A 23,878-nucleotide genomic window follows, 5' to 3' on the forward strand; every position below is an offset into this window, starting at 1 on the left:
CGTCGAGCGCGTCGGCGCAGCGGCGCGCGTGGGCGACCGACGCGAGCAATCCGTGCCAGTCATGCGCGGACGCGAACTCGACCAAGGTGTCCTCGATCGCGGCGTAGGCATCCTCGTGTCCTTGGGGACGACCGTGACAGATCGCGAGCGCGGCGCCCGTCGAGATCTCGCCCTGCGCCCACGCCTTCGACGTGAGCGGCAGCTCGTCGCACGTCAGCCCCGCTCCGAGCGAGTTCCGCGCGTCGCGCCGCGGCTGGCCGGTGAGGTGCTGCGCCCACGCGGGGGTCGAGCCGGCGCCGTCCGCGTTCGGGATCCCGCGCCGGTGGATCGCCGCGAGCAGTCGCGCCCGCCGGTGCTCGAGCCGGTCGATCTCGCGTGCGACCAGAAGGAGCTCGGCGCGCAGCGCGCCATCGGCCAGCTCGTCGGTCGGCACTCCGACGACGCCGTCGACCGCAGCTCGCAGCTCGTTCAGCACCTCACCATCATATCGAACATATGTTCGATACATCAAGAGGCAATGTGGCAGACTCGACGAGCGCGCGGTACCGGGCCTCGCTCTGCGCGAGCGCTTCGCTCGCCTCGACGTGCTGTGTGATGTCGGCGACGGTGCCGAGCCGGTACGTCGCGCGGCCGTCGTCGGAAGGCGCGAGGCCGATGTGCACGCGGCCGACGAAGATCGAACCTCTCGTCGACGGTCGACGCCTCCGCGACGCCCGCCTACTGTGCCGACCGTTCCGGGAAGCTGCCGAGACGGGGTGGCGATGCGCAGGGCGGCGGCCGCAATGCTGGTGGTCGGACTCGGTTTCGGAGGCCTGGCCGCGCCGACCGCGGCGGGTGCACGCCCCGCGGTCTGGACGCCGCAGCCGTCGCTGTCGGCACCCGACGCGGCGGTGGGCGACAGCTTCGGCGCGGGGGTCGTGATCTCGGTCTCGGGTACGACCGCGTTCGTCAGCGCGCCCGAGAAGGAGATCGACGGCCACGACATGGCCGGCGCGGTCGACGTGTTCGTGCGCGACGGCGACGGCTGGACGTTCCAGGCCGAGCTGACCGCGAACGACGGTGCCCGGCTCGACTTCTTCGGGGCGTCGGTGTCGACGACGAAGGACGGCTCGACGGTCGTGATCGGCGCGCCGTTCAAGACCGTCTCGGGCAAGCGCAACGCGGGCGCGGCGTACGTCTTCGTCCGTACCGGAACGACGTGGAAGCAGCGCGTCGAGCTGACCGGCGCGCCGTCGGGCCGCGGCAACCAGTTCGGCGCCGAGGTGGCGATCAACGGCGTCGCCGGCGTGATCGCGGTCGGCGCGCCGCGGCGCTCGGTCGCAGGGTTCCACCGCGCGGGCGCCGTCTACGTGTTCAAGCGCAACGGCCAGACCTATCCGCAGTACCAGCTCCTCACCGAGCCGTCGCCCGGTGCCGCGCACTCCTTCGGCTGGGCGCTCGCCGTGAAGGAGAGCCAGGTCATCGTGTCGAGCCCGTTCCGCGTGAACGACAACGGCAGCACCGGCGTCGTGTACGGCTTCGAGAACCCGACCGGGCCGTACGAGCTGAAGTCGACGCTCACCGCGGCGGACGGCCAGCCCGGCGACGACTTCGGCTGGGACGTGTCGGAGTCGGTCGCGACGATGGTGATCTCCGCTCGCTATCACGCGAGCGCGCACGGCGTCGGCGCGGTCTACGTCTTCACGCACAGCGATCGCACCGACGTCTGGACCGCGCGACCGCCGATCCTGCCGCCCGACGGGTCGAGCACCGACGACTTCGGCGAGGTGGTCTCCATCTCCAACGGCACGGTCGCCATCGGTGATCCGTTGCACGACATCGGCGAGAGCTCGGACCAGGGCGCCACCTACGTGTACGCGGGCGCCGCCGCGCACTGGACACTCCGCGCCGAGCTCACCGCCTCGGACGCGCATGCCTTCACCAACTTCGGTCAGTCGGTCGCCGCGTTCCCCGACACCGTCATGGTCGGCGAGCGCGACCACGACGCGAACGGCGTGACCGATGCCGGGATCGTCGACGTGTTCGCGCGGTCCTGATTCGGCTTGCGCCCGCACGCGCCTTCGGCGTCGCGCCGACGCGTTCGCCGGCGAACGTTCACAGCGTCCGCGCCGCGGGCGCGAGGCCGACGTAGCGGATGTCGTCGGGCGGGGCGACGCCATTGGTCTGGAACTCCGCGATACCGGGCCGGTACTGGAAGCACGGCGTGTACTCGCTGACCTCGAGGACGGCACCGTAGGTGCCGGGCGCCACGTCCGGGCCCCACGCGCGCCGTGTCCCCGGTTGGGTGATCGCGTCCCCGTGGCCGGGCAGCCACGTCTTCTGCTCCTGGATCGAGGAGCACTGGAGCACGGTGCCGTCGGCGAGCCCGACCGCGTACGTGTCGGTCGTCGGGTCGGCGTAGAAGCGGTAGTAGCCGATGAGGCCGTTCTGCTCGTTCACGTCGCCCTGACGGCTCTCGACGAGCGTGGCGGCCCACACGCTCGTGAGCGTCGCCGGCGCGAACTGCGCGGGCAGGTCGACGATGCCGTCGTCCTTCACGCTCTGCCAGAAGGACGCGAGCATGCCCGCCGCGGGCGGCCTCGCCGTGGGTGCAGGTTGCGCGAAGCCGTCGGCCGCGAGCGCGTATCCGAACTCCGTCGCGTTGCCGATGGGTTGCCCGCCACCGGCGAACGCGAGTCGCCACGGATCTGCCGGACCACTGCGCGTGTACACGAGCAGCGCGCTCCACCGCGTGTCGTTGAGCGTGGTGTTCAGCTGCGCGAAGAACGACGCCGGATACGAGTGCTGGTGGGCGACGGCCACGGAGATGTCGGACGCAGGGCCGAAGCGATCGCCAATCGCACAACCGCACGCGCGCTCGACGTCGATCGCGAGCGCGGAACCGGTCTCCAGCTCTTCGACGCGAACGTTTCGTTGCTGCGCGATCGCGTCGCGGCGCGCGTCCCACGAGCTCTGCACGACGGCCCGTGCGGTCGGCGGATCGATGACATCGGGCCCCGGGGGATCTGCGAAGAGCACGGGGGGAACTGCCGACGTCGTCCCGACCGGGCGCGTGCGAGGGAAGGCCACGATGTCGGGGTCACCGTTCGCGTCGAGCCTCGGGTGATAGCTGGGGGTGAACTGCGGAGCGGGCGTTGCGCCGGTCGTGGGCGCGGCCGCCCGCGAGCTGTCATCACGGTCGTCGCTCTGGAACGCGACGAAGGCGAGAAAGATGAGGAGCGCCGTGAACACGACGACCAGCACCGTCACCCACGTGCTGAGGCGCGACGGCGCTCCGATCGACGCGCCCGCACCCGTTGCCATCGACGGCGGCGGACTCCAGCCGCCCCGGGTCGGCGGCGGCGGCGACGGCGTGGTCTGCTCGGTCCAGCGCGCGCCGTCCCAGTAGCGGGCACCGGTTCCGCCGGCGGGATCCGGGTACCAGCCCGGTGCTGCAGTTCCCACCCCGTCTCATCGGCGCGCCGCCGGTGCGCCTGAACGCCGCGCCGGGGCAGACTGCGCCGATGGACACGGCGCCGACACCCGCCGAGCGGATCCGAGAGGTGCTCGCGCTCGCGGGCGCGATGGACGTCGAGGCGATCGCGCGCCACCTCGCCCCCGATGTCGTCATGGAGCTGCCCTACGCGCCGCCGCCGCTGCCGCGTCGCTACGACGGGCTCAGCGAAGTGCTCGGGTTCCAGCGCGCGACCGCACCGTTGTTCGAGCGGTTCGCGCTCGAGGTCGAGCGCATCCACGTCGCGCCGGGCCCGCCGACGGTCGTGATCGCGGAGTACCGCAGCGACGGCGTGGTCGCGCAGTCGGGCCGGCCGTATCGCAACCGCTATGTCACGGTCTTCGAGCTCGATCCGAGCGATCGCATCCGCCGCTGGCGCGAGTTCTACGACCCCGCGGCCGTGCGGGCGGCGTTTCCGGCCGAGCGGTAGAATAGAACACGTTCTTATTTCGTCCCGTGAGTGAAGCCGACCCCGAGGAGACCCGGATGGGCCGCCGCTTCCCGTTCCCGATCCCGTTCGGTTGGTTCCAGGTCGCGTACCCGGAAGACCTCGAGCCCGGCGACGTCACGCCGCTCCACTACTTCGGCCGCGAGCTGGTGCTGTGGCGCGAGGCGAACGGCGACTTCCATCTGCAGGACGCGTTCTGCCCGCACCTCGGCGCGCACATCGGCCACGGCGGAACCGTCGACGGCACCCAGGTCGTGTGCCCGTTCCACGGTTGGAAGTACGACGGCACCGGCGCGTGCACGAACACCCCGTACAGCCAGCGCACGAACAAGAAGGCGAAGCTGCGCACGTACCCGGTCGTCGTGCGGAACGGGTTCGTGATGGCCTGGTACCACCCGTACGACGAGCCGCCGCAGTGGGAGATCCCCGCGTTCTCCGAACCCGACGACCCGAACTTCACCGACTACTTCCGGTCGAGCTACATCATCCACACCGTGCCGCAGGAGATGTCGGAGAACGGCGCGGATCCCGCGCACTTTCTCTACGTGCACGGCACCGAGACCGTCGCCGAGATGGAGAGCTACGAGATCGACGGGCCGCGCTCGACGATGCTGTCGAAGCAGTCGTACGTGACGCCGCGCGGCACCACGTGGGGTCGCATCGACGTGTTCAACCACGGGCCCGGTTTCTCCGCGGTGTGGTTCTCGGGCATCGTCGACGCGCTGAACATCGCGACCACGACGCCGATCGACGACGAGACGACGCAGGTGCGCTTCAACTTCACCGTGCGCAAGTTCGACGACGAGAAAATGACGTCGACGGTCGCGGAGGCGTTCGTCGCGGAGATCAACAAGCAGGTGCAGGAAGACCGGCCGATCTGGGAGCACAAGCGCTTCCTGCCGGTGCCCGCGCTCGCCGACACCGACGGTCCGATCCTCAAGTTCCGCAAGTGGTACGGCCAGTTCTACGCGGAGCCGTACGAGATCAACGCCTGAGCTCGGCGTCGAGCAGCCGCACGGCTCCGAGATCTGAAGCTCGGAACGCGCGCAGTGCCGACTGCCGTTCCTCGGTGTCGTCCCCCTCGTCGCTCCCGCTCATCACGCGCAAGAGTCCCGCGTCGTCGCTCCGCCGCACGAGGGTCTCGCAGCGCTCGCAGACCGTCCAGAAGGTCGGCAGCGTGTGGCCCTTGCCGTCGAGCCGGTACTGGACGTGCGCGCGGTGGAGGAGATGTGCGAATCGCGGCCGTGACGCGTCGCAGAACGCACACGACTGATCCCGATTCGTGGTCGGCAGACCGGTCGCCTCGTCGAAGTCGTCGAGCACGCGCCCGAACGTACTCGCCGAGCTTGCGCGCGCGTGCTAGCAAGCTAGTATCGATGACCGATGGCGCGAGACGATGACGACGATCGCGAAGTCCGGCAGTTCAACGTCTACCTGCCGGTCGAGCTCATCCGGCGCGTGAAGCATCACGCGGTCGACACCGAGCAGTCGCTGTCGGCGATCGTGACCGCCGCGCTCGACGAGTACCTCGCGCGCGGCGCGAAGACGACGAGGGGGAAGCGGCGTGGCGACTGACGGCTTCATCGGGTTCTACGTGCAGACCCGCAACTACGGCGCGACCGCCGCGTTCTGGAAGTCGCTCGGCTTCGAGAACATGTTCGAGACCGGCCACGGGTCGGGTCAGTGGGTGCACCCGACCGGGGGCCCGTACGTGTTCGTCGACGAGCAACCCGACGGCGACCTCGAGACGCACCCGATCCTGAACGTCGCCGACTGCGAGCAGTTCGCGCCGAGCCGCGCGCCCGAGTTCGCCAAGGAGTTCACGCCCGAGCACTGGGGCGTGATGGAAGCAGTGATCCTCGATCCCGACGGCCGGCCCGTGAGTCTCCAGGCGCCGTTGCCGCCGGGCGTGAACGCGCCCGACCTCGACGCGCACCACGACGAGAAGTACGGCTAAGCGGCGCGAACCAGCTGCGCGACGGCGCGCAGCGAGTCGACGGTGTCGTAGTCGCGGCCCGCGTGGAAGCCGAACGGGTCCATCACGAGCGGACGGATGCCCGCGGCCCGCGCGCCCACGACGTCGATGCCGGGCATGTCGCCGACGTACCAGACGTCGTCGGCGCGCAGACCCATCGCGTCGAGTGCGATCGTGAAGATCCGTGGGTCGGGCTTCATCACGCCGACCGCTCCCGAGTCGATCACGCACTCGACCTCGACACCGATCCCCGGGCCGACCTGCAGGATCTCCTGTTCGCGCAGCTGCTCGGCGACGGTGCCGTTCGCGTTCGACACCACACCGAGCCGGACACCCGTGGCGGCGAGCTCGCGCAGCGAGTCGGCGGAGTCGGGGATGACGCGCGACCACAGGCCGCCGACCGTGAACTCCTGGCGCAGGTGATCGAGCATCTCGTCGCTCAACTCGACGGGCACGCCGAGCTCCTCGACGTACAGGCGCAGATAGTCGTTCCAGTACGCGGCGAAGTCGAACTCGCCGTCGTAGTCGGTGTGGTACGCGGTCGTGCCGCGGTAGTGCGCGCGATCGAGACGCGCGTCATCGGGCTCGAATCCCGCGCGCTCGCACGCCCGCAGGACGTGCCCATGGCTCGGCAGGTGGAAGATGCCGCCCACATCGAGGAGAACCGCTTCGATCGCGCGCACGGTCGGCGAATCTAACGACGCATTGGTCGGTGCGGATCAGATCGGCGGCGTCACGGTGAACGCCTTGCGCGCCGAGAGGCCACTCGTGTTGCCGATCGCGGCGATCGTCGCCTTGCCGGCGGCGGCACCCGCGGGCACGGCCAGGGTCGTCTTGAACCCGCCGGTTCCGTCGGCGGTCACGAGCGGGTGCGCGGTCAGGGTGCCGTCGGAATCCTTGAAGGTCACACGCACGTGCTCACCGGGCGCAAAGCCGGCGCCGGTGACCTTCACGACCGTGCCCGTGCTGCCCGAGTGCGGCCGCATCTTCAACGTCGGCGCGGGCACGATCGGCTGCCAATCGGCCGCGATGTTCGACGGCTGACCGCTGTCGTTCGTCACGCGCGCGTTCTCGCCGCCGCCCGCCGGAACCGCCCACAGCTGCGCGCTCCCCGCGCCGTCGTTCGCCGTGAACACGATCTCGCCGCCGGCGGGCGAGAACGCGGGGTGCGCGCCGTCCGAGTAGCCGTTGCTCTCGTGCACGAACGCAACGGGGGCCGATCCGTTCGCACGCATGATCCAAAGGTCCTCGCCGACCGACCCCGGATGCGGTCGCCCGCTCCGGAACACGATGAGGCTGCCGTCGGGCGACCAACTCGGCTCGTCGTCGGAATGCACGTCGTTGGTGAGATCGGTCGGTGCGCCGCCGTTCGCGCGCATCGACCAGATGTCCTCGTTGCCGGTGACGTCGCTCACGAAGAGGATGTGCTTTCCGTCCGGCGACCACTGCGGATCGGTGTCGTCGCCCGCGTCGTTCGTGCGCCGGACGACGTTCGAGCCGTTGGCGTTCATCACGTAGATCTGCGGACGTCCCGATGTCTCGCGGTCGCTCGCGAACGCGATCTTCTTGCCGTCCGGTGACCACGTCGGTTGGGCGTCACCGTGGCCGCCGGTCGCGGTGAGGTCGACGCGGCCGGTGCCGTTCGCCTTCATGACCCAGATGTCGCCCTCGCTCGCGAACGCGATCTTCGTGCCGAACGGGTTCCACGCGGGATCGCTCTCCGCGTTGCCGTTCGACAGGTTGCGCTCGGCGCCGTTCGCCGGGTTCACCGTGTAGATCTCGGGGAAGCCGGCTCGCGTCGTGACGAACGCGATCAGACCGTTCGAACCCGGATACGCGGCGCCCGCGGGAGCGACGCCGAACGCGGCGACGACCGCGGCCGTGAGCGCGACGAGTGCGAAGCGTGCCGTGATCCCCATGAGGCCCTCCCCGAGCCGCCCGACCCCGGCCAGCACGCTAGGCATACGTGTGTACCACTGCACAAATGTCGGGATGTCGTCGCGTGTACGTCGCGCCGCGGGCGCCCCGCTACGGTCGCTCGTGATGGACGACGTGTCGCGTGTGCTCGCTCGACTCGACCCCGCGATGCTCGTCGTCACCATGCGCGCGGGCGACGAGCGCAGCGGCTGCCTCGTCGGGTTCCACGCGCAGTGCAGCATCGAGCCGCTGCAATATGCGGTGTGGATCTCGAAGGCCAACCACAGCTTCCGAGTCGCGGTCGCGGCCGAGGTCTTCGTGCTGCACCTGCTCGACGAAGGTGACCGCGCGATCGCGACGCTCTTCGGTGAGACGACCGGCGACGAAGTCGACAAGTTCGCGCGCTGCAACTGGCACGAGGGGAGCGACGGCGCGCCGCTGCTCGACGACTGCGCGACCCGTGTGCTCGCACGCCCGGCCGGCTTTCACGATGCGAGTGGCGACCACGTCGGCTTCGTGGTCGAGCCGTTCGAGACCCAGGCGCCCTCGGCGCCGCTGCGTCCGTTGCGCTACTCGATGATCGCCGACCTCGAAGCCGGGCATCCCGCGACGGACCCGCCGAACGTCGACTGACGCGGCACCCGGGGTCCGGCCCCGGGCGCGGGCCGTGCGACCGGGAGCGTCCCCGCCGACGGGGCGGTTGGTAGTCTCCGCCGACCCCGGGGGCGGGGCATCTCAGTGGGCGGGCTCGAATGATCGAGCTTCGCCCGCGTGACGGCGGGGGGCTGGCAGATGTCAGGCGCGCGGATGGTCGCGTGGGCGGTGGCGCGCGGCGTCACTGGTGTCGTGGCGGTCGGGATGACGGTCGTGTCCTTCGGGGTCGCACCCGCGTCTGCCGCGAGTCGCGGCGCGAGTCCGGCGATCACGCCGGCGAACGACGCGTTCGCCAATCCGGTCGTGCTCCCGAAAGCGAGCAGCTCCCGCACGGGTGACACGAACGTCGGGGCGACGAAGGAGGCCGGTGAGCCGCAGCACGCGGGCTTCGCCGGCGGGTCGTCCGTTTGGTACGAGTGGCTCGCCGCCGGCAGCGGAGCGGTGACCATCGACACGACGAAGTCGAGCTTCGACACGTTGCTCGCGGTGTACACGGGCACGACGGTGTCGGCGCTCACGTCGATCGCGAGCAACGACGACAACCCCGCGTGCGCGCCCGCGTGCTTCACGAGCAAGCTCTCGTTCACGGCGACCGCGGGCGTCGACTACCGCATCGCGATCGACGGTCAGACCGACTTCACGACGCCTCCTACCGGCACGATCGCGCTGCACCTCAAGGTCGATCCTCCTGCGAACGACGCGTTCGCCAACGCAATCGCGCTCTCGGGAGCGACGGTGAGCCGGACGTCCGACTCGAACGTCAGCGCGACAAAGGAAGCCGGCGAACCGAACCACGCGGGTGATCCCGGCGGCGCGTCGGTCTGGTACTCGTGGACCGCGCCGACGACGCGAACCGTCGCGATCGACACCATGACCTCGGGCTTCGACACGGTGCTCGCCGTGTACACCGGAAACACCGTCAGCGCGTTGACATCCGTTGCCTCCAACGATGACAACGCCTCGTGCGGCCCGTGCCTCACGAGCAGGCTCACGTTCGTGGCGACCTCGGGAACGACATATCGCATCGCGGTCGACGGATACAGCGGCGGCGCCGTGGCGACGGGACGAATCGCGCTCCACCTCACGAACCCGCCGCCCAACGACGACTTCGCGAACGCGATCGTGCTCACGGGCGCGAACGTGTCGCGTTCGGCCGACACGAACGTCGCTGCGACCAAGCAGTCGGGCGAGCCGAATCACGCAGGGAATCCCGGCGGCGCGTCGGTCTGGTACGCGTGGACCGCCCCGAACACGGGTCAGGTGGCGCTCGACACGTCGGGTTCGACGTTCGACACGCTGCTCGGCGTCTACACGGGAGGCGCCGTCAACGGACTCAACACGATCATCGCGAATGACGACGACACGTCGTGTGCTCCGTGCCTGACGAGTCGAGTGTCGTTCCTCGCGACGGGCGGCATGACGTATCGCATCGCGGTCGACGGCGACGCGGACTTCGGGCACGGTTTCGGAACCGTCGCGTTGCACCTCGTCGCTGCGCCCGCCAATGACGCGTTCGCGAATGCGATCGCGGTCGCGGGTGGCGCAGTGACCCGAACCGGTGACACGAACGTCGGCGCGACGAAGGAGTCCGGCGAGCCGAACCATGCGAGCGACATCGGCGGCGCGTCGGTCTGGTATTCGTGGACCGCTCCCGTCGCGGCCATGGTCGACATCAACACGGCCGGATCGAACTTCGACACGTTGCTCGCCGTGTACACGGGGTCGGCCGTCAACGCGTTGACGGCCGTCGCGTCCAACGACGACGACCCGACCTGTGGAACTTGTCGCACGAGCCGGCTCGCGTTCACCCCGAGCGCGGGCGTCACCTATCGAATCGCGATCGACGGCGTGACCGACTTCGAGGGCAGCGTGCCGGAAGGATCGATCACGCTGCAGGTCGCGCAGGTGGGCGCCGCGACCGTCACCGGTTTCACGCCCGCCGCCGTCGCACAGAAGAAGGTCGTGACGATCCTGGGATCGGGGTTCACGGGCGCGACCGCGGTGACGTTCACGAAGGCGGGCGGCGGGACCGTGAACGCGACGACGTTCTCGCTGAACGACGACGGCCACATCTCGGCCACCGTGCCCGCGCTCGCGACGACGGGGCCGGTCTCGGTCACGACCCCGACCGCGGTCGCGACGAGCGCGACCAACCTCAAGATCAAGGCAACGATCAAGTCGTTCACGCCCGGGTCGGGCGCGGTCGGTGCGACGGTTTTCGTGACGGGAACCGCGCTCACCGGCGCGATGAAGGTGACGCTGAACGGCAAGACCACACGTTTCTCGGTCGTGTCCGACACGACGATCTCGTTCAAGGTCCCGGTCGGCGCGACAAGCGGCGCGATCCAGATCACGACCGCGGGCGGGAAGGTCACGTCCGCGACCACGTTCGCCGTCAGCTAGGAGCCCGGCCGATGCCGTCATCCCTCCTCGGCGGCGCGCGCCGGCTCCGGCGTGTCGCGGTCGTGTTCGTCGCGACCGCGCTGACGGTCGTCGCAGTGCAGCCCGCGATCGCGGCGAGCCCGGTCGGCTCGACGACGCTGTTGTCGGTCGACGCGCCCGCGAGCGTCGCCGGGCAACCGGTGACGATCACGGCGACGGTAACGGCCGCCAAGCCAGTGACCGGCAAGGTCACGTTCTCGAACGGCACGACCGCGTTGAAGTCGGTGCCGCTCGTGAACGGAAGCGCGACGTACGCGACGTCGAAGTTGCCCGTCGGCGCGTTGTCGTTGTCGGCGTCGTTCGGGGGATCTCCGAAGGTCGCGGCATCGATGTCGACGGTCACGACGGGCGCCGTGGCGCGGGCGCCGACGACGGCCGCGTTGAGCTCCGACACGCTGTCGGCGACGGCCGGTCAATCGGTGACGTTGACCGCGATTGTCTCGGCACAGGATCCGAGCACCGAGGTGCCGCCCGGCAAGGTGAAGTTCGCGTCGCACGGGGACTCGTTGGGCATCGCAACCCTCTCCAACGGTGTCGCGAAGCTGACGACGACCGCGCTCGCGGCGGGCAAGGTCGCGGCGAAGGCGTCGTACGTCGGCAGCAATCGCATGGCGGCGTCGGAGTCGTCGGCGGTGCGGTTGACGACGACGACGCAGCTCTCGTCGGCGTCGGCCGAGATGGGCGCGCCGTTGTACCTCACCGCGTTCGTGGGCCCGTCGGTTTCCGGCTCGCACCACGCGGGCGGAAGCGTGTCCTTCACCGAAGGGTCGACCGTGCTCGGAGCGGCGGCAGTATCGGGTGGGTACGCGTCGACGACGGTGTCGACGTTGCCCGTGGGCGCGCACCCCGTCGTGGCTACGTACGGCGGAGACGGCACGTTCGCTCCGTCGCCGTCGAGCGTCGCGATCATGACCATCGCTCCGGCGACCGCAACCGTCGTGATCGCAGCAAACGTGAACCCGGTCGCGGCGACATCATCGGTCACGTTCACCGCGACCGTGGTGCCATCGATCGCGTCGAACCCCGCGGCGACCGGCACGATCGACTTCACCGACGGCGGCATGACGATCATGAGCGCGGCCCCGATCGTGGACGGCGCGGCGACGTTCACGACGTCGAGCCTCGGAATCGGTGCTCATCACTTCGCCGCGAGCTACCACGGCGACGGCGCCTTCGGCCCGGCAACGTCGCCGACGATGTCGGAGGTCGTCACCGGCAACGCGGCGGCGGTCGCGCTCGCGTCCGATCACAATCCCGCGACGCCCGGACAGCTCGTGACGTTCACGGCGACGGTGACCGCGTCGGGATCGTTGAGCGGCAGCGTCATCTTCCGCGACAACGGCGCGCAGCTCGCGGTCGTCGGTGTCTCGGGGCACAGCGCGACGTTCGCGACCTCCACGCTCGGCATCGGGAGCCATCCGATCACCGCCGACTACAACGGAGACGCGACGAACGCGGCTGCGTCGTCGGCGGTGTTGTCGCAGACGATCGGCTTCCCTGGCTTTGCGCTGTTGGCGTGGGGACAGAACGCCAACGGTCAGCTCGGCCTCGCGAGCGCCGCGCCGGCGACGCGCACGACTCCGACTGCGGTCGGCACGGATGCGAGTTGGGCGCAGGTGAGCGGAGCCGTCGGGCGATCGGCGGCCGTCAGGAGCGACGGCACCTTGTGGACCTGGGGCACGAACGCGCAGGGCCAGCTCGGCGTCGGCAACCACACCGGCCCGCAGACCTGTCCCGCCAGCCTTCCCGCGAACGCGCCGTGCAGCACCGCGCCGGTGCAGGTCGGCACGAGCACTGCGTGGGCTTCGGTGAGTGCCGGCGGCTTCGACACGCTCGCGATCAAGACCGACGGCTCGTTGTGGGGCTGGGGCTGGAACCTCTTCGGCGAGCTCGGCGATGGCACGACGACCGAGCGCGACGCGCCGATCCACATCGGGTCGATGACGTGGAAGCAGGTGAGCGTCTCGGCCGACCACGCGGTCGCGATCGCCGCCGACGGCACCGTGTGGGCGTGGGGTTCCAACGGCTCGGGTGGCCTCGGCGACCACACGACGACCGCGCGGTTGGTTCCCACGCCGATCACGACGACGACCGACTGGCGATCGGTGCAGGCGGGTGCGTACGACACCGAGGCGCTCACGACCGAGGGCACGTTGTGGGCGTGGGGAGACAACAGCCACGGCCAGCTCGGCGATGGTTCGACGACCAATCGTCCGATTCCCGAGGAGATCGGCGTCGACACGAACTGGCGGTCGATCAGCGCGGGCGGCGACGTCACCGCGGCGGTGAAGACCGACGGCACGTTGTGGGCGTGGGGCTGGGACGCGTACGGGCAACTGGGTGACGGCCGCGCTGACCCGATCCCGACCAATACCTACGTCACGGCGCCCCAGCGCGTCGGCACCGATACCGGCTGGGCATCGGTGAGCGCAGGGGAGATCCACGTCACCGCGATCAAGTCCAACGGGACGATGTGGTCCGCAGGTCTCAACACCACCGGTGAGCTCGGCGACGGCAGCACGACCGAGCGCCACACGCTCACGCGCATCGGCCTCGCGGACCGTTGGACTGCGCCGAGCGCGGGCGGCGGCACCCACTCGCTTGCGCTCTCCGCTGCACCGCTCCCACCGACGACGTTGGTGCCGAGCTCGGACCGCGATCCGTCGTACACGTTCGATCCGGTGACGTTCACCGCAACGGTGTCGTCGCCGGCCGGTGTCCCGACGGGCACGGTCACGTTCAGCCGCGGCGCAACGGTGCTCGCCGCGGTTCCGGTCGTGAACGGGATCGCCACGTTCACGACCAGTCCCACGGCGAGCTTCGTGGTGACCGCGGTCTTCGACAGCGCCGATTGGCAACCGTCGAACGCGTCCTTGCAACAAGTCGTCGTTCCGCGTCCGACGGTCGTGCACGTGTCCGTGTCTCCACCACCGGTTTGTGTCGGCGACTCACTGAGCATCGTTGCGTCGGTCGACTCCGTCGTGAGCGGCTCGCTCACCGGCACCGTGACGATCTCCGACAACGGAGCGACGCTCGCGGTGAAGGATCTGTCGTTCGGCATCGTCCAGGTCTCCGACGTGGCGCCGGCGATCGGTACTCACACGATCACCGCGTCGTACTCCGGAGACTCGCGGTACGCGCCGGGCGCGCGGTCCGCGTATCCGGTCGTCGTGCACTGTCCGAATCTCTTCGCGTGGGGCGATGACGCCGAAGGTGAGCTCGGCGACGGCGGCACGCGCAACCAGGCGCTCCCGGAGCAGATCGGGACGCGCGACGACTGGGCGCAGATCTCGGTCGGTTGGTACGACACGATGGCGATCGCTGCGGACGGATCGCTGTGGTCGTGGGGCGAGAACCTCGACGGCGCGCTCGGCGACGGCACCGGAATGAACCGTGGTGTTCCGGGACGCGTCGGCACTGCGACGTGGAGGTCGGTATCGGCCGGTTCGGGAAGTCACACCATGGCGATCCGAAGCGACGGCACGCTGTGGGGCTGGGGCTCGAACCTCAAAGGCGAGATCGGCGACGGCACCACCGACGCGCGGCATACGCCCGTGCAGATCGGCACCGACTCGACCTGGGCATCGGTCGCGTCCGAGTCGGCCGCGAGTCTGGCGATCAAGGACGACGGCACGCTGTGGTCGTGGGGTTGGAACTCCGACGGACAACTGGGCAACCCGGCGGTGGTGGAAGTTCACGTCCCGACGCAGGTCGGCACCGCGACGAACTGGCAGACGATCATCACTGGCCCCGGATCCGCGTTCGCCACGCGTCGTGATGGGACCTTGTGGGCGTGGGGCTACAACGGCTCCGGCCAACTCGGTGACGGCACGACGAAGGAACGCACCGCACCGGTGCAAGTAGGTACGGCGACGAACTGGGTGCGGGTGACGGCCGGGGGTGTCGGCACCGCCGGCTGGGCGATGGCGATCCGGGCGGACGGGAGCCTCTGGGGCTGGGGAGGCAATGCCGAGGGCGAGCTCGGTGACGGTTCGACGACCGAGCGCCACGCGCCGAGGCCGATCGCGGCGGGCTCGACCTGGTCGAGTGTTGCCGCAGGAACCAACTTCACCCGCGCCGTCCGCTCCGACGGGACGCTCTGGGGATGGGGCATCAGCTGGGGTGATACGGGTCCGCTGCATCAGGCGACGACGACGCCGGTGCAGATCGGAACCGGCCGCCGGTGGTCGTCGGTCGCGGCAGCCACGCACGCGGTCGCGTTGCAACACTCATAGCGTCGCGACCGACCTCGCGTAGCGTGCGCCGATGGAATCGTGGTGGAAGACGGGCGTGCTCTACCAGATCTATCCGTTGTCGTTCGCGGACTCGAACGGTGACGGCTTCGGCGACCTGCGCGGGATCGTGTCGAAGCTCGAGCACCTCGCGTGGCTCGGCGTCGCGGGCATCTGGCTGAGCCCGATCACCGTCTCGCCCAACGCCGACTGGGGTTACGACGTCGCCGACTACTGCGCGGTGCAGCCCGAGATGGGCACGCTCGACGATCTCGACGCGCTGGTCGCGGCCGCGGCCCAGCGCGACATCGAGGTGCTCGTCGACTTCGTGCCGAACCACACCAGCGACCGGCATCCGTGGTTCGTCGACGCGCGTTCGTCGCGCGATGCCGAGCACCGCGACTGGTATGTGTGGGCCGATCCGAAACCCGACGGCTCGCCGCCGAACAACTGGATGGCGAGCTTCGGCGGCCCCGCGTGGCGACTCGACGAACCGACCGGTCAGTACTACATGCACAACCACCTCGCCGAGCAGCCCGACCTCAACTGGTGGAACGACGAGGTGCGCGCGGAGTTCGATCGCATCGTGCGCTTCTGGTTCGACCGCGGCATCGCGGGCTTCCGCATCGACGTGTGCAACATCATCGTGAAGGACGCGGAGCTACGCGACAACCCGCCCGCGACCGCGGCCGACGACATCGGCGCGCAGGCGCTCGGTCAGCGCACCGTCTACAACGGCAACCGGCCCGAGGTGCACGACGTGCTGCGCGCGTGGCGCGGCATCGCGGAGTCGTACAGGAGCTCGCCGCGCATCCTCATCGGCGAGACGCCCGTCGACGACGGCGAGACGCTCGCGCGCTTTTACGGCGAAGGCGACGAGCTCAACCTGGCGTTCAACTTCCCGTTCATCGGCGCGCCGCTCGCGGCCGAGCCCATGCGCGCGATCGTCGAGGAGATCGAGGCGCAGCTCCCCGCCGGCGCGTGGCCCGCGTGGACGGGCTCGAACCACGACATGTCGCGGCTCGCGTCGCGGTGGGCGGGTGACGATCCGCAACGGATCCGCGCCGCGCTCGTGATGCTGCTGACGCTGCGGGGCACGCCGGTGCTGTACCAAGGCGACGAGATCGGGCTCGGCGACATCGCGGTGCCGCAGGAGCAGCTGCGCGATCCGCTCGGCGTGCGCTACTGGCCGCACTGGACGGGTCGCGACCCGATGCGCACACCGATGCCGTGGGCGCCGGGCGTGAACCGCGGCTTCACCGACGCGGGTGTCACCCCGTGGCTGCCGGTCGGTGATCCGGCCGCCGACGTCGCGTTGCAGCGCGACGACCCGGCATCGATCTTGACGCTCACGCGCGACCTCATCGCCCTGCGCCACGCCTCGCCCGACCTGCATGCGGGTGCGTACGCGTCGTTGCCGTCGCCTGCGGGCGTCTGGATGTTCCGGCGCGGTGACGCGACCACGGTGGTGCTCAACCTGTCCGACGACGACGCGACGGTCGACGTCGAAGGCCGTGTGCTGCTCGCGACCGATCGCGCGCGTGAAGGCTCGACGCTCCGCGCGCCGATCGCGCTACGCGCCTGGGACGCGCTCGTCGTCCACAGCGGATAGCGCGTCGGCGTTCCACGTCTCGGCGACGAGCTCGTAGGAGCGGAGCCGGTCCTGCGCGCCGTGCACCATCGTCGTGATCATCAGCTCGTCGACGCCCGTGCGCGCGGCCAAGGCCTCGAGCTGTTCCCGCACGGTCGCGGGATCGCCGACGATCAGCGGCGCGGTCCACGTGCGCACGATCTCGCGCTCCGAGGGTGTGAACACGTACTCGGCCGCGGCCTCCGGTGTCGGCAGCGGCTGCGGGCGGCTTTGACGCAGGCGCACGAACGACAGTGCGCTCGAACCCGAGAGCCAGCGCGCGTGCTCGGTCGTGTCGGCGCAGATCACCGGAACCCCGATCATCGAGTACGGCGTGGCGAGATCGCGCGACGGCCGGAACGAGTCTCGGTAGATCGCGAGCGCGGCCTCGGTGTTCTGCGACGCGAAGTGGTGCGCGAACGAGAAGGGCAGACCGAGCGCGCCCGCGACCTGCGCGCTGTAGTCGCTCGAACCCAGCATCCACATCGCGGGCTGATAGCCGCGGCCGGGTGTCGCCGTGATGTGCGGGTAGGTGCCGTCGAAGAAGCGGAAGAGATCGCGCAGCTGCTCGGGGAACTCGTCGGTCGCGAACGGCGAGTCGGTGCGGCGCAGCGCGGCCGCGGTGATCGGGTCGGTGCCCGGCGCGCGCCCGAGTCCGAGGTCGATGCGACCGGGGTGGAGCGCCTCGAGCATCCCGAACTGCTCGGCGACCGTGAGTGCCGCGTGGTTCGGGAGCATCACGCCGCCCGCGCCGACGCGGATCGTCTCCGTCGCGGCCGCGAGGTGCGCGATCAGCACCGGTGGCGACGAGCTCGCGATGCCGGGCATGTTGTGGTGCTCGGCGACCCAGAGGCGGCGGTAGCCGAGGCGCTCGCCGAGCTGGACCAGCTCGACCGACGTGGCCAGCGCGGCCGCCGGCGTCGAACCCTCGCCGACGGGTGCGAGCTCGAGGATCGACAGTGGCGGGCGTTCGGGCATGCGGAACAGGAACGGAAAGTACGGCTGCCCTGTTCCCGGTCCGCCTAACCTGGACGGCGATGGAGTTCCGCCGCATCGACGCGCTGCCGCCCTACGCGTTCGCCCAGATCAACGCGTTGAAGATGCAGCTGCGGCGGGCCGGCGAGGACGTGATCGACCTCGGGTTCGGCAACCCGGACCTCCCGTCGCCCGACGTTGCGGTCGACAAGCTCATCGAGGCGGTTCGCAACCCGCGCAACCACCGCTATTCGTTGAGCAACGGCATCCCGAAGCTGCGGGAGGCGCTGGCGCACCTCTACCAGCGCAAGTTCGGCGTGACCCTCGACTTCGAGACCGAGGTGTGCAGCACGATCGGTGCGAAGGAGGGCTTCTCGCACCTCATGCTCACGCTCGTCGGTCCCGGCGACACCGCGCTGGTGCCGAGCCCGTCGTACCCGATCCACATCTGGGGACCGATCCTCGCGGGCGCCGCGATCCACTACGTGCGGCTCGGACCGGAGCAGGACTTCTTCGCCAACCTGCACACCGCGTGGGAGCAGGCGTGGCCGCGACCGCGGGTCGTCGTCGCGTCGTTCCCGCACAACCCGACGACCGCGTGCGTCGACCTCGACTTCATGGCGAAGCTCGTCGAGTTCGTGCGCGAGCGCGACATGCTCGTCGTGCACGACTTCGCGTACGCCGATCTCGGCTTCGACTTCGACCCGCCGTCGATTCTGCAGGTGCCCGGCGCGAAGGACGTCGCCGTCGAGCTCTACACGCTCACGAAGTCGTTCTCGATGGCGGGTTGGCGCATGGGCTTCCTCGTCGGCAACGCCGAGGTCGTCGCCGCGCTCGCACGCCTCAAGTCGTACCTCGACTACGGCACGTTCCAGCCCGTGCAGATCGCGGCGACCGTCGCGATGAACGAGGCGCCCGACTTCCCGAAGGCGCAGAACGAGATCTACCGCGGCCGGCGCGACACACTGCTCGACGGGCTCGACCGCATCGGCTGGTCGATCGAGCGGCCCAAGGGGACGATGTTCGTGTGGGCGCCGATCCCCGAGCCGTACTCCGAGCTGTCGAGCCAGGAGTTCGCGCAGCTGCTCGTCACCGAGGCGAAGGTCGCGGTGTCGCCGGGCAGCGGCTTCGGTCCCGGTGGTGAAGGCTTCGTGCGGTTCGCGCTCGTGGAGAACGAGCAGCGCATCACGCAGGCCGTCCGCGGCATGCGCCGCGCCCTCACCAAACTCGGTTAGTGGTACTGCGTTACCGGCGTATCGCCGGGTAACGCAGTACCACCGAACGACCGGGAGCGTCAGAGCACGCGCACCGCGCCTTGATGGCGCGTCGTGATCGTGAAGTCGTGCGCGTTCACCGCGAAGAACACGTTGCCGACCGCGCGCACCTGGATGCGTGCGTGCGCCGTTCCCGTGTCGGGCAGCCGCACCGACTGTGAGCCGTCGTTGGCGACGTTCGCCGCGAGCATCGTGAACCGCGCGCCGCCGTTGACCGTGAGCAGGATGTCGACCTTCGCCGTGCCGATCGGAGCGGCGTCGGTTCCTGCCACGTCCCACGTCACCGTCTGCGTGGAGCCACCGGAATAGGTGACCGCGTGGGCCTGCGACGTGACGAGGAACGGACCGCTTCCCGGAGCGAGCCGCACCGTCGTGTCGGCGCTCGAGATCCCGCCCGCGCCGGGGTGCCCGTCGCGCGCGGTGAGCCGGAAGTGCAGCGGACCCGGATAGATCGATGTCGGCAGCCACTCGGAGTCGCAGTCGATGAGGGCGGGCGGCAGCGGCTGCGGGCTCGGCGGCTTCGTCTCCGGACACCGGCCGGTCGCCGCGTCCGTGTTGCCCGCGAGCACCTGCGCCATGTCGGGGAACACGCGCGTCGGGTTCGTCGTCACGCAGTTCTCGCCGTTGTCGTCGCCCACGGTCGCATGCTCGCTCGGTTCGGCCCGGCGCGGCTGCGTTGTACGCCGCTGGCCGCTCGCCTGCTCCTTGCCCATCGGCGCGCACGATCCGTACGCGTGCGGGTCGTAGGCCGCGGTGTCGAGCCGGGTACCGAACTGTCGGAACAGCGCGCCGTTCGTCTTCTCCGGATCGGCGAGCGGCGTGCCCGTGCCGGGGTCGTTCTGCTCCCACATGTAGGTGACGGTGTCGCCGTCGGCGTCGGTCGCGTGGCCGGTGAGCGAGAACGGTGTGCGGTAGGGGATCGTGTAGCCCTTCGGCGCGCGCGTGACGGGCGGTGTGTTGCCGGTCGGCTCGGTCGAGTACCCGCCGTTGTTGGCGGGCCCGCCCCACGCGGTCTTCCCGACGAAGCCCGACGCGCCCGCGCTCGCGTTCGCGACGCTCAGCGTCGCGACGTGTGAGCCCCCGGGCTTGCTCGCGGCGAGCGTGCCGCCGAACGTGAGCTGGAAGCCGGTGTTGTCGAGCTTGCCGGTCGCGCCACCGAAGCCGGCGACGGCAACGGTCGCGCCCTTGGGCAGGATCGATTCGACCGCGGCCTTCACGTGCGCGGCGTCGTCGTTCTCGCCGTACGTGATCTTCGCCGACGCCGGTCCGCCCGCGTAGCTGAGGCGGAACGAGTCGTTGCGACCGCCGTGGCGCACTTCGTCGACCCCGCTCGCGCACCCGCCGCACGAGAGATCGGCGAGCTTCAGGTTGGGGACGTCGGTGTTCGCGAGCGAGTCGGTGTACGTGACGGTGAATCCGGTCTTCTCGACCGCGCTCACGATCACGCTGCCGGGGAAGCCGGGGATCGCGTTGATCGCGCTCTGGATGCCCGCGGCGTCGTACTTCTCGCCGCCGTCCCCGATGAGCGCGGACACGTGATCGCCGATCGAGACGCGGAACGACGCGGTCTTCGGGTCGAAGCCGTTCGTCTGGCGCGGTTGGTTCGCGAACGTCACGGCCTGCACCTCGTCGCCGCCGCCGAAGTGCGCGAGCGAGACCGTCTGCACCTCGGTGACCTTGGCGTGCGGGCCCGACATGTAGGCCTGCGTCTCCTGATCGCTGCGTTGCGAGAAGTACGCGTCGCTGTGGTCCTGCAGGTTGTCCTGCCGGCAGATGCCCGCGTACGCCATGATCGACGAGCCGCTGCCGGGCTCGACCGCGGTCGCGTCGTTGCGATTGCCGCCTTCGCAGTTCCAGCGGTTGCCGTCGAACGTGTGGTTCATGTCGAACTCGTGGCCCATCTCGTGGGCCCAGTAGTCGACGACGTAGTAGTCGCCGTCGGCGTCGGGGATCCCCGTACACCCCTCGGCCTTGAAGTTCGCGCCGACGACCCCGAGGTCGGCGATGCCGCCGCCGTCGTTGCTCAACGTGACGTGACCGACGTCGAAGTTCTCGGCGCCGATCAGCTGCCCGAGCACGACGCGGTTGCGCGTGAGGGTCGCGCCGCTACAGAACGCGAGCTCCTTTTGCGAGAAGCACGCCGCGCCGCCGCACGGACCGTTGGGCTCGAACGCCTCCTTGATCGTGTTCAACTGCGCATTCGGCTCGTTGTCGACGAGGAGCAGCTGCACGTCGAGCTCGTCGTTGTAGATCTGCTCGGCGCGGTTGAGATTCGTCACGAGCCCGGCGAGCGTGTTGTGCGCGCCCCAGTAGTCGGCGAACGACGGATCGGTCAGCACCGCGAGCCGGAACGTGCGCAGCGTGGCGCCGGTGGTCGGCCCCGCCCCGCTCACCGCGACCGGCGCCGCGGCGTCGGTGCTCTCACGCTCGACGAACGGGCCGTGCGTGTCGGTGAGCCGGCGACCGAGGTAGCTCGCGTAGACGCTCTGGTCGTTGTGGTACAGCGAGTCGACGTACCAGGCGCCGCGTGTCCCGCGCACCGAGCCCGTGAACCCGAGCGGTGTCATCGCGACGCGCACCGTCTCCGTGGGATCGTCGACGCCCTGGCCGACGTACGTGCGCAGCTCTGGGTGCGCGGCCGCGAGCTTCGGCATCATCACCGGCGAGTCGTGGACCGCGAACTGCTGCGTCGTGCCCGCGGGCGTGGGCAGCACGATGGTCGCCGTCGCCGTTGAACCCGCGGTTGCGGTCGCGAGCTGCGACTCCATCTGCGCGCGGTCGAGCGTGTACGTGCGCAGTGCCGACGCGCTGATCTGCGGGCGCGCGCCGTTCCGGGCCGCGTTCGTGTCGACCGACACGGCGCGCCACGGGTCGGTCGTCGTTGCCGCGGTGGTGTTCGCGGGCGCGGGCGCCGCGATCGCGGGTGCCGCGACGACCCCCGTCGTCAGCACCAACGCGGCCGAGATTGCGATGCGAATCGGGCTGCGCACGGATCCCCCTCCGTGGTTGTGCGGCTATGCCGCTCCGGTGATACCAGTGACGCAGAACGCGATCGCGGCCTGCGCGATCTGCTCGACGGGCTCGTCGCGCTCGATGAGATAGCGGCGCGTGAGCTGGTCGACGACGCCGAGGATCGCGTGGGCGATGATCTCGGGCTCACCGTCGGCGATGCGTCCCTCGACGATCGCCTCCTTGAGGTGGCGCACCGTGTCGGCGACCGCGACCTCGCGGTTGCGGCGCAGGATCGGCGCGAACGTCTCGTCGGTCGCCGCGAACTGCGTGATCGAGAAGAACTCGCGGTGGTCGCGGAACCATTGCAGCGACGCGCGGATGCCGAGCTCGATGCGGCGGACCGGGTCGTCGGCGTCGGCGATCGCAGCCTGCTGCGCACGCCGCAGTCGCAGGTGCGCGTCGCTCAGGATCTCGCCGAGCAGCTCCTCCTTCGAGGAGAAGTACCAGTAGAAGACGCCCTTGCCGACGCCGAGGCTGTCGACGATGTCCGACACCGCGGTCGGGTGATAGCCCCGCTCCGCGAACAGCTCCGTCGCGCGGGCCATGAGCTGCGCGCGCCGCTCGCGCCCCCGAGGTGTCAGCTTCGCCCGCATACGCGGCCGAAGCCTATTCCCATGGTCGGGCTCGCAGGCTCGCCCTCCGTGACGCGAGGTGGGAGCGAGTCGGGTCGCACCGGCGCGCTCGGCTCGCGTGCTCGCCTGCTGAAGACCGGTCCGGGCGACGAGAGGTCACGACTCTGTCATCGGCTCGTGACCCGGTTGTCACCCCGCGGTCGCAGCGTTGCAACGTCGAGGGTCGATGCTGTCGACGACAACCCCGAGCGACCGGGAGGCCGCCGATGCCCGCGCTGCTCCGCTCCGTCCGTAACCCGTTGGAACCCGTGCGTCGCGTCGCACACGAGCTCGGCGGCGGCCGGGCCGTCGACAACGCCCGACGCGAGATCGAGGCGATTCGCATCGCCTTGGAACAGGTGGATGCTCTCGCCCGCCACGTCCCCCCGATGGCGGGCGAGAGCGCCACCCGAGAGCCGCGCTCGGCGTAGCGCAGGCTCCCTTCTCCCGACGATGTGCCCGCCCTACTCTCTAGCCGTGCTCTATTGGGTCGTCAGGGCGATCGTGACGCCGGTGCTGCGCGTGTGCTGCCGGGTCAAGGTCGAAGGGCGCGAGAACCTGCCGCGGAAGGGCGCGGTGATCCTCGCGTCGAACCACCGGTCGTTCCTCGACTCGATCTTCATCCCTGCGCTCGTGCCGCGCCGCGTGACGTTCGTCGCGAAGGCGGAGTACTTCGACGACAAGAAGACCGCGTGGTTCTTCCGCGGTGTCGGGCAGATCCCGATCCGGCGCGAGGGCGGGAGCGCGAGCGAGCGCGCGCTGGAGAGCGCGACCGAGGTGCTCGACGCGGGCGGGGTGTTCGGCATCTATCCCGAAGGCACGCGCACGCGCGACGGCAAGCTGCACCGCGGCCACACCGGGGTGGCGCGGCTCGCGCTGCGCACCGGCGTGCCGATCGTGCCGGTCGGCATCATCGGCAGCGACGAAGTGCAGCCGATCGACTCGAGAATGCCCAAGCTGTTCAAGACGGTGACCATCCGCTTCGGCGAGCCGATGGACCTCGACCGCTACCTCGGCCGGCACGACGACCGGCTCGCGCTGCGCGACGTCGCCGACGAGGTGATGTACGAGATCGGCGAGCTCTGCGGCTACGAGTACGAGGACACGTACGCGACGCGCAAGCCCGACGATGTCCCCGTCGAGATCGCCCACGTCGCGACGTTCGACGAGATCGAAGCCCGCGCCAGCTAGGCGGTGCTTACCGGTCGCACTCGC

The 23,878-nt window shown here is 70.0% G+C and carries 20 protein-coding genes; 11 read left to right on the forward strand and 9 right to left on the reverse strand.

From position 1 onward, the window contains the following. Positions 1–475 (reverse strand): hypothetical protein (locus VH914_16445; protein HEX4492797.1); only part of this gene is annotated, 475 nt, incomplete at its 3' end. Positions 476–482: 7 nt separating this feature from the next. Continuing rightward, positions 483–662, reverse strand: coding sequence for a hypothetical protein (locus VH914_16450; GenBank protein ID HEX4492798.1), 180 nt, complete (start codon positions 660–662; stop codon positions 483–485). 120 nt (positions 663–782) lie between these two features. On the opposite strand from VH914_16450, the gene VH914_16455 reads away from it, so the two are divergent. Further along, entirely contained in the window at positions 783–2,036 is a 1,254-nt protein-coding gene (locus VH914_16455; protein HEX4492799.1) for a hypothetical protein, read from the forward strand. Positions 2,037–2,094: 58 nt separating this feature from the next. Here VH914_16455 and VH914_16460 read toward each other — a convergent pair whose 3' ends face one another. Further along, positions 2,095–3,444 carry a DUF2510 domain-containing protein gene (locus VH914_16460; protein ID HEX4492800.1) on the reverse strand — a complete coding sequence of 450 codons (1,350 nt, stop codon included), beginning with the start codon at positions 3,442–3,444 and terminating at the stop codon, positions 2,095–2,097. 59 nt (positions 3,445–3,503) lie between these two features. Here VH914_16460 and VH914_16465 point away from each other — a divergent pair, with 59 nt between their 5' ends. Then, positions 3,504–3,923, forward strand: coding sequence for a nuclear transport factor 2 family protein (locus tag VH914_16465; protein ID HEX4492801.1), 420 nt, complete (start codon positions 3,504–3,506; stop codon positions 3,921–3,923). A 26-nt stretch (positions 3,924–3,949) separates the two neighbouring features. Continuing rightward, on the forward strand, positions 3,950–4,936 hold the full coding sequence (locus VH914_16470) for a Rieske 2Fe-2S domain-containing protein (protein ID HEX4492802.1): 987 nt from the start codon (positions 3,950–3,952) through the stop codon (positions 4,934–4,936). Here VH914_16470 and VH914_16475 read toward each other — a convergent pair. After that, the gene (locus VH914_16475) at positions 4,926–5,264 is read right to left on the reverse strand and encodes a hypothetical protein (GenBank protein ID HEX4492803.1); all 339 of its coding nucleotides are present in this window, start codon (positions 5,262–5,264) and stop codon (positions 4,926–4,928) included. The genes VH914_16470 and VH914_16475 overlap by 11 nt on opposite strands. 60 nt (positions 5,265–5,324) lie before the next feature. On the opposite strand from VH914_16475, the gene VH914_16480 reads away from it, so the two are divergent. Together VH914_16480 and VH914_16485 are read left to right on the forward strand one after the other, a co-directional pair. Further along, entirely contained in the window at positions 5,325–5,516 is a 192-nt protein-coding gene (locus tag VH914_16480; protein ID HEX4492804.1) for a ribbon-helix-helix domain-containing protein, read from the forward strand. Next, complete coding sequence (locus tag VH914_16485; protein HEX4492805.1) at positions 5,506–5,898, forward strand: VOC family protein; 393 nt, start codon at positions 5,506–5,508, stop codon at positions 5,896–5,898. Before VH914_16480 ends, VH914_16485 begins: the two co-directional genes overlap by 11 nt. Here VH914_16485 and VH914_16490 read toward each other — a convergent pair. Both VH914_16490 and VH914_16495 read right to left on the reverse strand, forming a co-directional pair. Beyond that, positions 5,895–6,599, reverse strand: coding sequence for an HAD family hydrolase (locus VH914_16490; GenBank protein ID HEX4492806.1), 705 nt, complete (start codon positions 6,597–6,599; stop codon positions 5,895–5,897). The two genes, VH914_16485 and VH914_16490, sit on opposite strands and share 4 nt — an antisense overlap. A gap of 36 nt (positions 6,600–6,635) precedes the next feature. Next, entirely contained in the window at positions 6,636–7,835 is a 1,200-nt protein-coding gene (locus VH914_16495) for a hypothetical protein (GenBank protein HEX4492807.1), read from the reverse strand. 124 nt (positions 7,836–7,959) lie between these two features. On the opposite strand from VH914_16495, the gene VH914_16500 reads away from it, so the two are divergent. From VH914_16500 to VH914_16515, 4 genes are all read left to right on the forward strand, one after another. Further along, the gene (locus VH914_16500; GenBank protein HEX4492808.1) at positions 7,960–8,466 is read left to right on the forward strand and encodes a flavin reductase family protein; all 507 of its coding nucleotides are present in this window, start codon (positions 7,960–7,962) and stop codon (positions 8,464–8,466) included. Positions 8,467–8,604: 138 nt separating this feature from the next. After that, positions 8,605–10,890, forward strand: coding sequence for an IPT/TIG domain-containing protein (locus VH914_16505; GenBank protein ID HEX4492809.1), 2,286 nt, complete (start codon positions 8,605–8,607; stop codon positions 10,888–10,890). A gap of 11 nt (positions 10,891–10,901) precedes the next feature. Further along, complete coding sequence (locus VH914_16510) at positions 10,902–15,164, forward strand: Ig-like domain repeat protein (GenBank protein ID HEX4492810.1); 4,263 nt, start codon at positions 10,902–10,904, stop codon at positions 15,162–15,164. A 31-nt stretch (positions 15,165–15,195) separates the two neighbouring features. Further along, on the forward strand, positions 15,196–16,773 hold the full coding sequence (locus tag VH914_16515; GenBank protein HEX4492811.1) for an alpha-amylase family glycosyl hydrolase: 1,578 nt from the start codon (positions 15,196–15,198) through the stop codon (positions 16,771–16,773). On the opposite strand, the gene VH914_16520 is transcribed toward VH914_16515, so the two are convergent. Then, positions 16,735–17,769 carry an LLM class flavin-dependent oxidoreductase gene (locus tag VH914_16520; protein HEX4492812.1) on the reverse strand — a complete coding sequence of 345 codons (1,035 nt, stop codon included), beginning with the start codon at positions 17,767–17,769 and terminating at the stop codon, positions 16,735–16,737. The two genes, VH914_16515 and VH914_16520, sit on opposite strands and share 39 nt — an antisense overlap. A gap of 59 nt (positions 17,770–17,828) precedes the next feature. On the opposite strand from VH914_16520, the gene VH914_16525 reads away from it, so the two are divergent. Then, entirely contained in the window at positions 17,829–19,001 is a 1,173-nt protein-coding gene (locus VH914_16525; protein HEX4492813.1) for an aminotransferase class I/II-fold pyridoxal phosphate-dependent enzyme, read from the forward strand. Between the two features lie 59 nt (positions 19,002–19,060). On the opposite strand, the gene VH914_16530 is transcribed toward VH914_16525, so the two are convergent. Continuing rightward, positions 19,061–22,030 (reverse strand): M12 family metallo-peptidase, encoded by a 2,970-nt coding sequence (locus VH914_16530; GenBank protein ID HEX4492814.1) that lies wholly within the window; start codon positions 22,028–22,030, stop codon positions 19,061–19,063. Between the two features lie 24 nt (positions 22,031–22,054). Beyond that, positions 22,055–22,645, reverse strand: a complete 591-nt coding sequence (locus VH914_16535; protein ID HEX4492815.1) for a TetR/AcrR family transcriptional regulator — start codon at positions 22,643–22,645, stop codon at positions 22,055–22,057. A 495-nt stretch (positions 22,646–23,140) separates the two neighbouring features. Here VH914_16535 and VH914_16540 point away from each other — a divergent pair, with 495 nt between their 5' ends. Beyond that, positions 23,141–23,854, forward strand: coding sequence for a lysophospholipid acyltransferase family protein (locus VH914_16540; GenBank protein ID HEX4492816.1), 714 nt, complete (start codon positions 23,141–23,143; stop codon positions 23,852–23,854). Positions 23,855–23,878 lie beyond the last annotated feature (24 nt).

Source organism: Acidimicrobiia bacterium (assembly GCA_036271555.1).
Lineage (GTDB): Bacteria > Actinomycetota > Acidimicrobiia > IMCC26256 > PALSA-610 > DATBAK01.